Source organism: Ruegeria sp. YKSD179 (assembly GCF_059612885.1).
The window spans coordinates 1-13,944 of record NZ_JBXWRL010000077.1; the positions used below are offsets into that span (position 1 = coordinate 1).

Below are 13,944 nucleotides of genomic sequence, written 5' to 3' on the forward strand. Positions count from 1 at the left end.
TGTACGTGATGCGCGCCGGGACATCTCTGAAAGTCGATCTGAAGGCCCATAAGCGATTTGTTAGAACTGGCCTGTAAAGCGGACAATCAGACAAGTTGCATCGAATGTCCGAGAAGAGGCTTCGTATATATCGAAAATCTAAGCGTCGCTAGGGCTCACAACTTGAACTTGCCGGGGAAAAGGCCGCACAAAAATCTTCGGATAAGTTTAACAGAGCGCCGTCGCGAAAAGCCCTGCATATCTGTAAGATAATTCACCCACATACCCTCCATCAAAGCCAGCGTTCCACTAGTGGCATCGTCCACCAAGTTTGCGTTACGCCCGTTTTGTTGGGCTATTTCCGAGAATGCAAGCCGCAAGGTCTCGACAAGTCTGTGATCTTGAGTGCTGCTGTAGCGGGCAATGCCTGGGTTTGAGCTCGCGATGCCCCGGAATGCATGCCAGATTTTTGTACTTCTTGGATTGAGCAGAGCTTCGGACAGATCCGCCTCGATCACAGCCATCACTCGGTCTTCGGGCGACGCATCCGGGCCCAGATCGGTCATTCTGTCCATCTCGGAATAATATTGGGCACTGAAATGCTGGGCCGCTGCCGTCAGCAAATTATCCTTCCCCCCGAAATGCAAATGGATCATTCCGCGTGATAAACCAGAACGCTCGCAGATGCGGCTGACCGTGGTATCGGTAACTCCAATATCCGCGATAGTGTCCAGAGTCGCCTTGATCAGAAGCTGCTTTTTGGCCTCCGGATCACGCTTCGAACCACGCTTTCTTCCTTTTAAGCTTTCCACTTTATCCAATAATTCCATCTGCTTGGTGGTATCCCGCAGGTCTATCTCACAGGAAGATTGACACGAAAGACCGTTCTGGCGCAACATTTAATGGACGATCGTCCATTAGTGACTCGTGAAAATCGAGAAGGGAGGTGGGGTGATCTTTCGTAGCGAAGCATCCCGGGGCTATACCCTCAGCGCACCGGCCACCGCTTATGTGGGCTTTCTGGTGGCGGCTCCATTGTTGATCCTGATCGCCTATTCGTTCTGGACGCAAACCTACGTAACACTCGAAAAGACGCCGACGCTCAAAAACTATAGCGACGCGTTTGCTGATCCTCTGGTTCGACACCTAATGCTAAGGTCGATCTGGATTGCAGGGGTGGTCACTGTCGCAACCGTCGCACTGGCTTATCCTATCGCCTATTTCATTGCGATGAAGGCACGGAAAAAGACCATCTGGCTTCTGCTCATCACTATTCCGTTCTGGTCCAGCTATCTCCTGCGCGTATTCGCCTGGAAACTCATCCTTGGGTTCAACGGTGTAATGAATTCTGCACTGCTGATGCTTGGTCTGATCGACGAACCGCTCGACTTCCTTCTCTACAATGAATTTGCAGTCGTGCTGACGCTTGCTCATGCCTGGGCACCATTTGCGATCCTGCCGATCTATGTTTCATTGCAGAAAATCGATCCAAGCCTGTTGGAAGCAGCCACCGACCTCGGCAACAGCCCTTTTCAACGCTTCGTGCGGGTGACGCTGCCGCTGACTATCCCAGGGATCATTGCTGCTTGCCTGATCATCTTTATCCCGACTGTAGGCGATTATGTAACGCCAGCACTGGTCGGCGGGTCGGACGGGAAGATGATCGCCAACCTTATTCAGGTGCAGTTCGGGGCCGCCAACAACTGGCCACTCGGCGCCACACTGTCACTGATCGCGATGCTGTCGGTTGGCTTTGTCGCCATAGTGTTCGTCATTACCGCCACCCGGCTTGGGAGGCGGATCAGATGAGACGTCCTTCGACCCTGACAGCCTACGCTTTTCTGTATTTGGTTTTTCTTTACCTGCCGGTTCTTTTTCTGCCCTTGTTTTCGTTCAACAGCGGCACAATCGTTGCCTTTCCGATCAAAGGCTGGACGCTGGACTGGTATCGGAAGCTTGGCGAGCAGGATACCTTGATCCAGGCCCTTTGGAATTCGCTTGGCGTTGGCACCGTCGTCGCACTTTTTTCTACCGCCATGGGATTGTTCGCTGCCCGAGCCTTTGTTAGGTACCGGTTTCGGGGTCAACGCGCTGCAGAAGGTCTGGTGATGCTGCCTTTGGTTATACCGGGCATTATCGTGGCTTCTTCAATGTTGGTTCTGTTTCTGTTTATCGGTCTCAAGCCGTCTTTGCTGACCGTCGTTCTGGGCCATACGTTTCTTGCGCTGCCGTTTTCCGTCTCGATCCTGAAGTCTGCGTTTGATGACTTCGATGCGTCGCTGGAGGAAGCATCTTACGATCTGGGCGTCGGCGTGTTCGACACTTTCCGCCGCGTGACGCTACCGGTCGTTTCCCCGGGTATCGTAGCCAGCTTGCTGGTCACGTTCACAGTCAGCTTCGACGAATTCGTCCTCGCCTTTTTTCTGTCCGGCAACCAGCCAACTTTGCCGGTTTATATCTGGAGCCAAATCCGTTTTCCCGCCAAGCTTCCCAATGTGCTGGCGCTAGGCTCCATCTTGCTGCTCACTTCGGTTCTACTTCTGGTGCTTGCCGAGTATTTCCGCCGCCGCTCATCCGCATCAGAGGTCCGATGACAGTCAGAAACATCATAGAACTCAGGGGCGTTGAAAAGCGCTATGGCCCATTCCTGGCGGCTAGCGGGATCAATCTTGATCTCAAAGAAGGTGAGTTTTTCTCACTCCTCGGTCCATCGGGATGTGGCAAGACCACGGTATTGCGGATGATCGCGGGATTCCAGGAGCCAACCAAAGGCACCGTGCTGATCGACGGCCATGATATGGAAGGTGTGCCTGCCAACAACCGTCCGACTAACATGGTATTTCAGAGCTACGCTATATTCCCGCACCTGAATGTTGGAAACAACGTGGCCTATGGATTGCGCGGCAAGGCCCCCAAGGCTGAGATCGACCAGCGCGTAGCCGAAGCCCTAGAAATGGTGGAGCTGGGCGGTCTTGAGGATCGCGGCGCAAGTGAGCTGTCAGGGGGGCAGCGGCAAAGGGTGGCGCTCGCCCGTGCGCTGATCATGCGACCCAAAGTGTTGTTGCTGGATGAGCCTTTGTCGGCTCTTGACAAGAAACTGCGCGAGCAGATGCAGTTTGAAATGCGTAACCTGCAGCAATCGCTAGGCATCACCTTTGTGATGGTCACACACGACCAATACGAGGCGATGACAATGTCCGACCGCATCGGCGTGATGTTCAATGGGCGGCTTAAGCAGGTGGATACGCCAACTACGCTTTACGCGCGGCCCTGCGATCAGCAGGTTGCCAGTTTCATCGGTGAGATGAACATTTTGCCAGCTCAGTTGCTGGAAGAAAGTGGCGGTACGCTTTCAATCGACGCGAAGGCCTTTGGTCAAATGGAGATTGAAAGGAATCCCAACGTCGCGACCAACGCCAGAGATATGAACATCGGCATTCGGCCAGAACAATTGGAAATCACCGCTGAAAAACCCGAGAACTATCCATCAACTGTTCAAGGCACGGTCAGCAATGTTGCATTCTACGGTGAGAATATTCACTACCACATTCAGGTTGCGGGAACCGACAAGCCGATCTCGGTCTCGGTTCCAAACTATTTTCACACGGTTGATTTCAATCGCGGCGACGCAGTTTGGCTGGGGCTTCAGGAAGCCAGTGTGATCGATCTTGGTTCCAACACAGAATAAATCAATGGGAGGATAAAATGAAACTTCAAGGAATAGCGGCCTTCGCATGTGCGACGGCTATAAGTACAGGAAGCGCCAGTGCCGGTGGAGCTGATCTAACGGTGTTTGACTGGTCGGGATATGAAGACCCGGGCTTTTTTGCCAGCTACATGGAAAAATACGGGAATGAGGCGCCAAGCTATTCTTATTTTGGAAGTCAGGAAGAAGCCTTTACGAAACTGAGTTCGGGTTTCACGGCTGATTTAGCGCATCCTTGTTCCGACGCAGTCCGGAAATGGGTCGCAGCCGATCTGATTCAGCCGCTGGACGAAAGCAAACTGACCAATTGGGCCGATGTACTGCCCGAAATCAAGGAAGTCGACGCCATCGTTCTGGACGGCAAGCTTTATATGTTGCCGTTCGAGTGGGGAAATACCGGTCTTATCTATCGCACCGACAAAATCTCTAATGACGATATCTCGCTGCAATTGCTGGCGGACCCGGCCTATGCAGGTAAGATCGCCATCCCGGATGCCGCGTCATCTGCATATGCCCTGGCTGCGCTGGCCACTGGAAACGCGGATGACTACACCAATCTGAGCGAAGAGCAATTCAAGGAAGCATCTGATTTCCTGCGCTCGATACACCCGAACATGCGCTTTTACTGGTCCGATGCAGGTCAGTTTGACCAGGCCATGACCAGCGGTGAGATCGAAATGGGTTGGGCCTGGAACCAGTCAGAACTGAACCTGATCTGGAACGAGGTGCCCGCAGCTATGATGCGAGACGTCGACAAAGGTATCGCGACCTGGGCGTGCGGCTATGTGCATCTGAAATCATCCACGACACCGGTCGATCAGGTATATGATCTGTTGAACGCGCTTACTGACCCGGCCAGCGGTCAGTATATCATCGACAACTGGGGGTACCCACATTCCAACGCAAAAGCGTTCGAAGTTGCCGATCAGGCCAACATCGAAGCCTATGGTTTCTCCGATCCAAAAAGCTTTTTCGAAGGCAGCTTGTTCTTTGATGCGGTCAACCCCGAGCTTGAGGCAAAAATGCTGGCGGAGTTCGAACGGATCAAAGCCGGCTTCTAATACAACCACATTTCCGGGGTCGTTGGGCTCCGGATCCCAAATACAGGAAAACGCGTGAACATGTTGGACGCGAACCCATATTCTATGCTCTTGGAACCGGTTCAGATCGGGCCAGTCACAGCCAGGAACCGCTTCTATCAAGTGCCTCATTGCACTGGGCTGGGACACCTCCGGCCACGGGCAGATGCTGCCGTCCGTGGGATGAAAGCAGAAGGCGGTTGGGCGGTAGTTTCCAATCAGGAGACCGAGATTCACCCGACCTCTGACCTGTCTCCTTTTGCCGAAGGGCGGTTGTGGGACGGGCGCGATGTGCCCGCGTTGCGGCTGATGACGGATGCGGTACATGCACATGGTGCACTGGCGGCAATCCAGCTGGTTCACAATGGCAATCATGCGCAAAACCTGTTGACCCGCGCTCCAGTTCTTGCACCTTCCGAGATGTCCGTCGACACGACGCATCCCAAGCAGGCGCAGGCTATGGATAAGGCCGATATTCGGGAATTCCGCCGTTGGCACCGCGAAGCTGCCTTGCGCGCGAAAGACGCCGGATTTGACATCATTTACGTCTATGCCGGACACAACATGACTTTGGCGCAACATTTCATGCTGCCGCATATGAACCAGCGTAGCGATGAATATGGTGGGTCGCTCGAAAATCGTGTGCGTCTGACACGTGAACTGCTGGAAGATACCCACGAAACCGTAGGCGACAGCTGCGCCGTGGCATTTCGCTTTGCCATTGATGAGATGATGGGTACCGGGGGCATGCAGGCCACAGAAGAAGGCCGCGCCGTTGTCGAGCTGTTGGCCAACCTTCCTGACCTATGGGATGTTAATGTGGCCGACTGGTCCAATGACAGCGCCACAACGCGTTTTCAGCCTGAAGACGGGTATCAGAATGCGTTTTTGTCCCACGTCAAACAGTTCACACGGAAACCGGTGGTTGGTGTCGGTCGTTTGACGTCCCCCGACATGATGCTGTCGATGGTCAAAAAGGGAATTGTCGACCTTATCGGGGCTGCGCGACCTTCCATTGCGGACCCGTTCATTCCGAAAAAGATCGAAGAGGGTCGCATTGACGAAATCCGTGAATGTATCGGCTGTAATATCTGCGTGTCCTCGGACAATCTGGGCATTCCGATCCGCTGCACTCAAAATCCCACAATGGGCGAGGAATGGCGGCGCGGTTGGCACCCCGAGATTATCGCACCAAAGAAGAGCAACGCGGATACTTTGGTTATTGGCGGTGGCCCTGCCGGTCTTGAATGCGCGATGCAATTGGCAAGGCGTGGATACCAGGTGACTTTGGCCGAAGCGGCAGCTGAATTGGGCGGCAGGGTTGGAAAAGAAGCCAAACTTCCCGGCCTCGCAGCTTGGTCCCGCGTCGTCGATTATCGCCTGAACGATCTGAAACAGCGCGGAAACGTCCAATTATTCACCGACAGCAGGCTTGATGGCGATCAGGTGGCAGAGCTTGGCGTCGAACACGTCTTTGTGGCTACCGGCAGCCATTGGCGCACCGACGGCATGGGCCGTAGCACGCAACGCCATATGCCTCAGATCGAGCAAAGCGCCAATGTGCTGACGCCTGATGACATCTTGAACGGCCTTCTGCCTCCGGATGGGCCGGTGATGATCTATGATGATGACCACATCTATCTGGCAGGAGTGATCGCCGAAAAACTGGCGACTGCAGGATACCAAGTGGTCTTTGTCACCCCGGAGAGTTTGGTCTCAGCTTACGCCGTAAATACTTTGGAGCAGCCTCGTATTCAGGCCCGTCTGATCGAGCTTGGCATCGACATTCGCTGCAATCAGGTATTCGCCGCTGCTGAAGGTGACATGGCGAGCATCCGGTGTACCTTTACAGGTCGAGAAACGAATGTACCGTGTGCCTCGACAATTCTGGTCACCGAACGCCAGCGTGAGACGACGCTTTATGACAGCTTGCGCTGGCTCGGGTTGAAAACCCTCGAACTTATTGGCGATGCCGCGTCTCCGGGACTGATTGTGGACGCAGTCTTCGCGGGCCACCGCGCGGCCCGCAATTTTGAACGCCCCAAGGCAGAAGCAGACCAGGATTGGTTTCGCCGCGAGATAATCGATTTGGAGGAAACGAGATGAACAGCCGACCGTTTGAGTTGGATGCGTTAATAGCCTCGCACCAGTACGGCCACGCCCTGCCGCGCGGTTTCTATATCTCGCAAGACATCTATGACTATGACATCGCCCGCGTCTGGAACCGCAACTGGCTTTGGGCAGGGCATGTCAGCCAAATCCCAAACTCCGGCGACTACTTCCTGTTCGACTATGGCCCCGAGAGCATCATCATTGTTCGCGACCGCGATGGTGATGTTCGCGCCCACCTGAATGTCTGCCGCCATCGTGGATCTCGCGTCTGCACTGAACAATCCGGCAGCTCCCGTGTTCTTGTTTGCCCCTATCACGCTTGGACATATGAGCTATCGGGAAAACTTCGCGCAAGCCATAACATGGGGGAACATTTTGACCCGTCCAAATTCGGGCTCTTTCCCGTTCAGGTGAGTGTCTTCAAAGGCTTGATCTTTGTCTGTGCCGATGCAAATACACCATCGCTTGATCCTGTCCTCAGCCAACTTTCGCCACTTGTCGAGCCCTATGGCTTTGAAGATCTGAAAGTAGCGCATACAGCGTCATTTCCCGTTCCGGCGAATTGGAAACTAGCGGTGGAGAACTATCTGGAATGCTACCACTGCGGGCCAGCCCACAAAGAGTATTCTCGTTCCCATAGCCTGAAATCGCCGCAAGACATGGTTGGCTTGATCGAACCGCTAAAGGCGAGGGCTGTGGAAGTTGGGCTGTCACCTGATGAATTGGCGCTTGTCAGCGACGCTGCACTCACCCCGTTCACCAGCGGGTACTATCGGCGATATCCGCTTTATCCAGGCTACAAAACCGGCAGCAAATCGGGCGAGGCGCTTGCGCCATTGCTTGGAACGTTGAAAGGCTTCGACGGTGGCGCAACTGACTTTGACATTGGTCCTTTGAATTGGTTCCTTATTTATTCGGATCACATGGTCGGCTACCGCTTCATTCCGCTAGGCTTACAGGAAACCGACATTCAGGTGGTCTGGCTGGTTCGCGCTGACGCCGAAGAAGGGCAAGACTACAACAAAGAAAACCTGACCTGGCTTTGGCATGTCACATCTTTGGATGACGAACGCATCATTCGCTACAATCAGTCCGGCGTAAATTCTCAATACTTCCAACCGGGTCCCTTGGGCGAAATGGAAACGTCGATCCAGGACTTTTACGATTTCTATTTCACCATGATCAGCCCGGAACCAGAACAAAGGATGGCGGGCAATGGCTGAGGCGAAATCACGCCGTCGCGGTGGAGGCGGGCGCGCCGCGCGCATAAAGGTTCAACAGGCGACCACGGGCAATGAGGCCGTACGTGGGGGCCTAAGTGGCGGGCGCTACAAACCGCTGACCCAAGCAGATATGGAGAACATCCACCAAGCGGCCTTGACCGTTCTGGAAAACACCGGCGTTAACGACCATTTTCCGGAATTGCTTGATCTGGTGCTGCCCAAGGGCGCGGTGATGAATGACCTCAATCGGCTGTGCTTCCCCCGAGCCTTGATGGAAGACATCCTGGATGGTGCTGCCAAGGAGTTTTATGTCTATGCCCGCGGAGAGCGTGAAGGCAAAGACGACATGCATTGCTCGGCAGAGAGCGTTTACTTCGCCAACTCCGGAACCGCCGTCACCACCTTCGATTCCCAGACCAAATCTTATCGCCCTTCGGTCCTGCGCGATGTGTATGATTTCACCCGTCTAGTGGACCGTTTGGACAACATCCATATGCTGGGCGATACGGTTTTGGCCACCGATGTGATCGATGATTTCGCCCACGATATGAACACCATATATGCAATGCTCGCAGGCAGCCAAAAGCCTGCCTGTCTGACCTTTCGCGACCGCAGTCATATCCCGCATGCCATCCGCATGTTTGACTTGGCCCAGGGTGGTGAAGGTGCTTTCATGAAAAAGCCAAGCGTCATTTTTGGCGGCTGTCCAATGGTTTCGCCCCTGCGGATCGGTAAGGAAAATATGGAGATCCTGATTGATACCGCCAAACTTGGCCTGACTGTCGATCTGGCTGTGCCTCCTCAAGCCGGGGCCACAGCCCCTGCTACGCTTGCGGGTACACTTGTACAAACCGTGGCCGAAACGCTGGCCTGCGTTGCCATCGTAAATCTCATCAAACCAGGCTGTCCGGTCTGCTTTGCCGCCTGGCCCTTCATCACAGATTTGCGCAGCGGTTCATTCACCGGTGGCAGCGGCGAACAGGCTCTGATTGGCGCGGCTGCCATTCAAATGGGTAATTTCTATGGCCTTCCCACATCCGTTGGCGCAGGCATGACCGATGCCAAAATACCCGACGCGCAATACGGCTTAGAAAAGGCGCTGACCTTCACGCTTGCTGCTCATGCCGGTGCCAATCGCCTTTGCGAGTTTGGCGGTATGATCGGCAGCCTCATGGGATGTAGTTTTGAAAGTATGGTCATCGATGACGAAGCGGGCGGAATGATACTGCGATCGTTGCGCGGGATAGAGGTCACGGATGAAACCATGGCTGTGGATGTGATCCACCAGTGCGCCATCGACCCTGGTCATTTCCTCGGTAACCCCCACACGCTAAACTATATGAACAGCGAGTTCGTCTATCCGCGACTTATGGATCGGGAGCGTACAGACACATGGGAAAACGAAGGCAAAACAGATTTGTTGGACCGCGCCCGTGACAAAGCTAATTCTATTCTAAACAGTCATTTCCCTAACTATTTCGGCGCTTTGGACACTCAGGTGCGCGAAGAATTCCCCATTGTAATGAGTGCAGAAAGCATGAACTATCATGGATAACTCTAACGCCAAACAATGGGACAACGATCACTTCCTGCACCCGTGGGAAGGGATGGAAGCTTTGGGCAAAAACAACCGCACTTTTGTCGAAAGTGCCAGCGGCATCCATGTAGTGAACGAAAAAGGCGAACGCTTGATTGACGGACCGGGAGGCATGTGGTGCACCCAGATCGGCTATGGGCGAGAGGAGATGGCCGAGGCCATGGCTCATCAAGCTCGGAGCCTTGCCTATTTCTCGCCCTTCAACAACACCAACACGACTGCTGTGCGGTTCGCACGCGAAATCGCAAAACGTGCGCCGGGCGATTTGAACAATGTCTTTTTTACCACCGGCGGTTCGACCGCGGTGGATACGGCTATCCGATTTGTCCATTTTCGAAATAACCTTATGGGTCGTCCCGAGAAAAAGAAAATCATTTCAAGGCAAAAGGCCTATCATGGAAGCACCTACTTGGCGGCCAGCGTCAGTGGAAAAGAGCGTGACCGGCTTTGGCTCGACAAGGCCGATGACCTCGCGCATTTCCTGCCGGACGTAAACCCGCTCTATCGTGCGCCAGGTCAAAGCGAAGAAAGCTTTCTGACAGAGAAAATTTCTGATCTTGAAAACGCTATTGTGGCACTTGGCCCAGAAAATGTTGCCGCTTTTATCGCCGAACCGGTTCTGGCATCTGGCGGCGTTATCGTGCCGCCAAATGGATATCACGAAGGCTGCCTAAAAATCTGCAAGAAGTATGATGTTCTATATATCTCCGACGAAGTGGTGACAGCTTTTGGGCGATTAGGCCATTGGTTTTCGTCTGAGGCAGTTTTCGGCATTCAGCCAGACATAATAACTTGTGCCAAAGGAATGACATCTGGGTACGCGCCGATGGGTGCCGCGATTATTTCTGACCGATTGATCGCCGACGTTGCGGGAAAAGATGCTACCTTCTCAAATGGTTATACCTATTCTGGTCACCCAGTTAGCGCGGCTGCGGGTTTGAAGAGCATTGAGATCATTGAACGGGAAAAACTTCTCGAACACGTTCGAATGGTCGCTCCGGTTTTTCAGGATCAACTGCAGCAGTTGCGTCAGATCGGCATCGTTGCCGACGTGCGTGGGATGGGTTTAATGGGTTGCGTTCAATGCTCAGTTGACGGTGATCCTCGGAGCGAGCTGGGACACGACTACGAGATTGGTGGCCAGATCGATATAGAATGCCAAAAACGGGGGTTATTAGTTCGACCGGTTATCAACATGTGTGTTCTTTCGCCGCCCCTTATCATTAGCGAAAACGAAATTATAAAGATGTTTTCTGTCTTGCGCGAAGGGCTTGAAGCGACAAGCACGTGGCTTGGCGGATTCGGTGACCAATGAAAAGCATGCAACTCCGTTGCGAGTGTAAGCAGGTTGGGATGCCACTGCAAAATTTGGATTCCACGTTCAATGTCCGCAATGGGCCGCCAGCTAGAATTTGAAAACTCCGCTTTCTGCGCAACGCTGTAATTGGGGCACCGCGCAGCATCGGTCAAAGTGGGCTCAGCGCGGTAATTCGTAGAAATGCCGCGAGCGAACGCTATGCGAACGAAGCCACCGGCCGACGTTTCTCGGCCACTGTTTGCAAACGACCCCAAGCCAACATTCAACTTGCTTTCTCATTTCTGCATTTGCAGCCAAGGTTTCGGATATTCGCTGCATCCGCAAGAAGAGAAGACTATCGTTGGTTGGGAAACTGTTCATTTGCTGTGAAAGACGAGGTGGCGGTCTGTGCATCTGCAAAAACGTGTACCCATACGCCTTGCTTCGGAACATTGCGATGGGCAATCTTTAGCGCAGGCTTTTGCGCAAGGGACAGATCGCTAACAAGTCGGGTTGGAGTTATTGCAGGCAGGTGAGAGTATGGAAAAGACGGCTGAGATTGTTCACGAGCTGACATTCGATCGTCCCGTCGAAGACGTATGGACGCTCCTGTCTGACTCTCAACGCATGCACGCGATCAGCAGCGCCGGGTTTTCCCCTTACGAAACCGAAGATGTTTTGAACGTCGACGGCTCAGTCGAACGTGCTGCCATAAAAAAGATCGGTCCCTTCAAGCTGAGATGGCGCGAGAAGATGGGGGAATGGGCCGTTCAGGAGTATTTCAGCCAAGCCCGTCTCTTCGAAAGTGGCCCCGTCAATGAACTTACGGTGCGTGTGTATTTCTCGGAACAGAATGGAAAGACGACTGTTAGGGGCGTTTTCTTCGCCAGATGGCGAAGTGTTTTGGGCACCATCCTTTTTCGACTGGGTGTTTTGCATTGGATGACAAGGCAACCGGTCATAGCCATGCGTCGAACCATGGCGGAATACGAGAACCTGAACCTGCCAGTGCCTCGTGACGCGTTTTACACCGTTGCCCCGCGCGCCAAGCAACGTCTGGCAGACGCCATGGCAAAAATCGACCAAGGCCCATTTGGACATGGGCTGACAGGCGCACTTAGCAATTTTCTATTGAAAGCTGATGCCCACTCTTTACGCCGCATTCGCCCGTTGAAACTGGCAGCTGCCTGGGGCGTTCCCGAACAACACATGATCGAAACTTGCATCGCTGCCCATGAGGCGGGCGTGCTGAGTATGCGTTGGGTGATCATATGCCCAAGGTGTCGGGACGGAAAAGCAGATACAGGAAATCTGGCCGATATCCCTGATGCCGCGCATTGTTCCTCCTGCAACGTGAATTTTGACCGTGATTTCGTGAACAACGTTGAGTTGGTATTCAGCCCGTCAGCTTGGCTTCGTATCTTGCCACGTGGCAGTTTCTGCATGATGGCACCGGCCAATGTCCCGCATATCAAATGGCAAGAGACCATAGAGCCGGGTGTTTCAGTTGAAAAGCAGTTGGGCCTCCCGAAAGGCCAGTATCGTATCCGGACGGTAGAAGCCGGAGGAGAGATTATTGTCGAGTATGATGGTCGATCTTGGATCGGCGTAACATTGCATGGGGATGTGGTTCAAAGCGACCCGACACGGTCCGGCGTTAAGATGTTCGTACAAAACGAGGGCGCGGAAGCGCGCACCATCGTGGTGGAAAATGCCAAGTTTAGCCAGAACCGCCTGACAATTGGTCGCCTGGCTACCGTGCCAGCGTTTCAGGACTATTGCCCCGATCAATTGCTGAAAGCCAGACAAACGGCAGGCATCGGCCAAGTCGCGATCCTGTTCTCGGATCTGGAAGAATCCACCGCGCTTTACGAAGCCATTGGCGACGCTTCAGCTTATGCGCTGGTTGTTTCACATTTCGATTTCATGACACAGCGAGTGCGCAAACACGGCGGCATTGTGGTCAAAACCATTGGAGATGCGGTCATGGCAGCGTTTTCGGATGGGGACGCAGCTGTCAACGCCGCCCTCGAAATTCAACGAGACTTCGCCGCGTTCAACGCGAACTACGATCAGCCCGATCTCAAGCTGAAGATTGGAATTCACGAAGGCACCTGTGTCGCGATGCGGTCGGATAAGGGACTGGATTTCTTCGGCAGCGCCATAAATCTGGCCGCGCGGCTGCTGTCACAGGCCGAAGGCGGCGAGATCGTCCTCTCGAAAGACTTAGCAAAAACCGACATAGTTGTAGGCCTCGCTCAATTCTCCACCAGATCGGACGAAGCCCGTTTGTCCGGGTTTGACAAACCTGTGGAGTTTTCCAGATTGACCTCTTCTGAAAACCTACCTCCGTCAGGTGTCAATTGACGATGCAACTTACGCACCTTCAGGCAAACTTAACCTGAGGGAGCAGTGCCTACACCTTCCTTTAATCAATTATTTCCCGTATCGCTCGCCGCCCGAAGTGGTCACTGAGGCGACTGTTTAATTTCTGCTTTCGCAGCCTGGAAAGCGGACATTAACGGCCTCCGCTCAGTTCGTTCTCCGAGGCTCACAACAATGCTGAAAAATCTGCTAGCTATAACTTAGGCAGCTCTGGTCCTCCTGGAGGCTTTTTCGACGGCGGCAGCGCGCTTTTTTGTCGGAACACATCGATCCGCTAAGTACTTTGCACGAGTCACTTGGCCAAAGGAAACCGATGCCAATACACGTTCTAAAAGCGGTGGGAACATCTTAGTCTACGCAATTGATCAATTCCCGAACCGGCTTCAAACGCACACGATCTTTGGTTGCAATCAGATATGTCTCGTGTTGCCGGTCGAGTTCTTGGATCGGGATCTTGCCAGCTTTGCGGGCTTACGTTCAAGGATTTCGGAGAACCAAGGATCGAATTGATCAGGTCGGTGTCTGATCTGCTTGATCCGGGACGTCATGCCGAGCACCAACAATCG

The 13,944-nt window shown here is 53.6% G+C and carries 10 protein-coding genes; 9 read left to right on the forward strand and 1 reads right to left on the reverse strand.

The genetic code is table 11. The features are described 5' to 3' along the window. Nucleotides 1-155: 155 nt before the first annotated feature. Complete coding sequence (locus AC2FNE_RS22940) at nucleotides 156-809, reverse strand: TetR family transcriptional regulator C-terminal domain-containing protein (RefSeq protein WP_496806380.1); 654 nt, start codon at nucleotides 807-809, stop codon at nucleotides 156-158. 121 nt (nucleotides 810-930) lie between these two features. Here AC2FNE_RS22940 and AC2FNE_RS22945 point away from each other — a divergent pair, with 121 nt between their 5' ends. The 9 genes from AC2FNE_RS22945 to AC2FNE_RS22985 all read left to right on the forward strand — a co-directional run bounded on the left by AC2FNE_RS22945 (nucleotide 931) and on the right by AC2FNE_RS22985 (nucleotide 13,360). After that, nucleotides 931-1,788, forward strand: coding sequence for an ABC transporter permease (locus AC2FNE_RS22945; protein ID WP_496806381.1), 858 nt, complete (start codon nucleotides 931-933; stop codon nucleotides 1,786-1,788). Further along, a complete protein-coding gene (locus AC2FNE_RS22950; RefSeq protein WP_170608964.1) occupies nucleotides 1,785-2,573 on the forward strand; it encodes an ABC transporter permease in 789 nt (262 codons plus the stop codon). Before AC2FNE_RS22945 ends, AC2FNE_RS22950 begins: the two co-directional genes overlap by 4 nt. Further along, a complete protein-coding gene (locus tag AC2FNE_RS22955; RefSeq protein WP_170481714.1) occupies nucleotides 2,570-3,667 on the forward strand; it encodes an ABC transporter ATP-binding protein in 1,098 nt (365 codons plus the stop codon). The genes AC2FNE_RS22950 and AC2FNE_RS22955 overlap by 4 nt, the downstream gene beginning before the upstream one ends. 17 nt (nucleotides 3,668-3,684) lie before the next feature. Next, nucleotides 3,685-4,746, forward strand: coding sequence for an ABC transporter substrate-binding protein (locus AC2FNE_RS22960; RefSeq protein ID WP_496806382.1), 1,062 nt, complete (start codon nucleotides 3,685-3,687; stop codon nucleotides 4,744-4,746). A 60-nt stretch (nucleotides 4,747-4,806) separates the two neighbouring features. Further along, a complete protein-coding gene (locus tag AC2FNE_RS22965) occupies nucleotides 4,807-6,870 on the forward strand; it encodes an oxidoreductase (RefSeq protein WP_170608970.1) in 2,064 nt (687 codons plus the stop codon). Then, complete coding sequence (locus AC2FNE_RS22970; protein ID WP_496806383.1) at nucleotides 6,867-8,099, forward strand: aromatic ring-hydroxylating oxygenase subunit alpha; 1,233 nt, start codon at nucleotides 6,867-6,869, stop codon at nucleotides 8,097-8,099. The genes AC2FNE_RS22965 and AC2FNE_RS22970 overlap by 4 nt, the downstream gene beginning before the upstream one ends. Next, on the forward strand, nucleotides 8,092-9,654 hold the full coding sequence (locus AC2FNE_RS22975) for a trimethylamine methyltransferase family protein (RefSeq protein ID WP_170608958.1): 1,563 nt from the start codon (nucleotides 8,092-8,094) through the stop codon (nucleotides 9,652-9,654). The genes AC2FNE_RS22970 and AC2FNE_RS22975 overlap by 8 nt, the downstream gene beginning before the upstream one ends. Next, nucleotides 9,647-11,011, forward strand: a complete 1,365-nt coding sequence (locus tag AC2FNE_RS22980) for an aminotransferase (protein ID WP_496806384.1) — start codon at nucleotides 9,647-9,649, stop codon at nucleotides 11,009-11,011. The genes AC2FNE_RS22975 and AC2FNE_RS22980 overlap by 8 nt, the downstream gene beginning before the upstream one ends. Before the next feature lie 522 nt (nucleotides 11,012-11,533). Continuing rightward, nucleotides 11,534-13,360: an adenylate/guanylate cyclase domain-containing protein gene (locus AC2FNE_RS22985; protein WP_496806385.1), complete on the forward strand. Its 1,827-nt coding sequence runs from the start codon at nucleotides 11,534-11,536 to the stop codon at nucleotides 13,358-13,360. Nucleotides 13,361-13,944 lie beyond the last annotated feature (584 nt).

Excerpts from the sequence above, each read along its gene's own strand:
- AC2FNE_RS22965 (WP_170608970.1), top strand. The coding sequence starts at position 4,807 with ATGTTGGACGCGAACCCATATTCTATGCTCTTGGAACCGGTTCAGATC.
- AC2FNE_RS22950 (WP_170608964.1), top strand. The coding sequence starts at position 1,785 with ATGAGACGTCCTTCGACCCTGACAGCCTACGCTTTTCTGTATTTGGTT.
- AC2FNE_RS22980 (WP_496806384.1), top strand. The coding sequence starts at position 9,647 with ATGGATAACTCTAACGCCAAACAATGGGACAACGATCACTTCCTGCAC.
- AC2FNE_RS22955 (WP_170481714.1), top strand. The coding sequence starts at position 2,570 with ATGACAGTCAGAAACATCATAGAACTCAGGGGCGTTGAAAAGCGCTAT.
- AC2FNE_RS22940 (WP_496806380.1), bottom strand. The coding sequence starts at position 809 with ATGGAATTATTGGATAAAGTGGAAAGCTTAAAAGGAAGAAAGCGTGGT.
- AC2FNE_RS22985 (WP_496806385.1), top strand. The coding sequence starts at position 11,534 with ATGGAAAAGACGGCTGAGATTGTTCACGAGCTGACATTCGATCGTCCC.
- AC2FNE_RS22970 (WP_496806383.1), top strand. The coding sequence starts at position 6,867 with ATGAACAGCCGACCGTTTGAGTTGGATGCGTTAATAGCCTCGCACCAG.
- AC2FNE_RS22975 (WP_170608958.1), top strand. The coding sequence starts at position 8,092 with ATGGCTGAGGCGAAATCACGCCGTCGCGGTGGAGGCGGGCGCGCCGCG.
- AC2FNE_RS22960 (WP_496806382.1), top strand. The coding sequence starts at position 3,685 with ATGAAACTTCAAGGAATAGCGGCCTTCGCATGTGCGACGGCTATAAGT.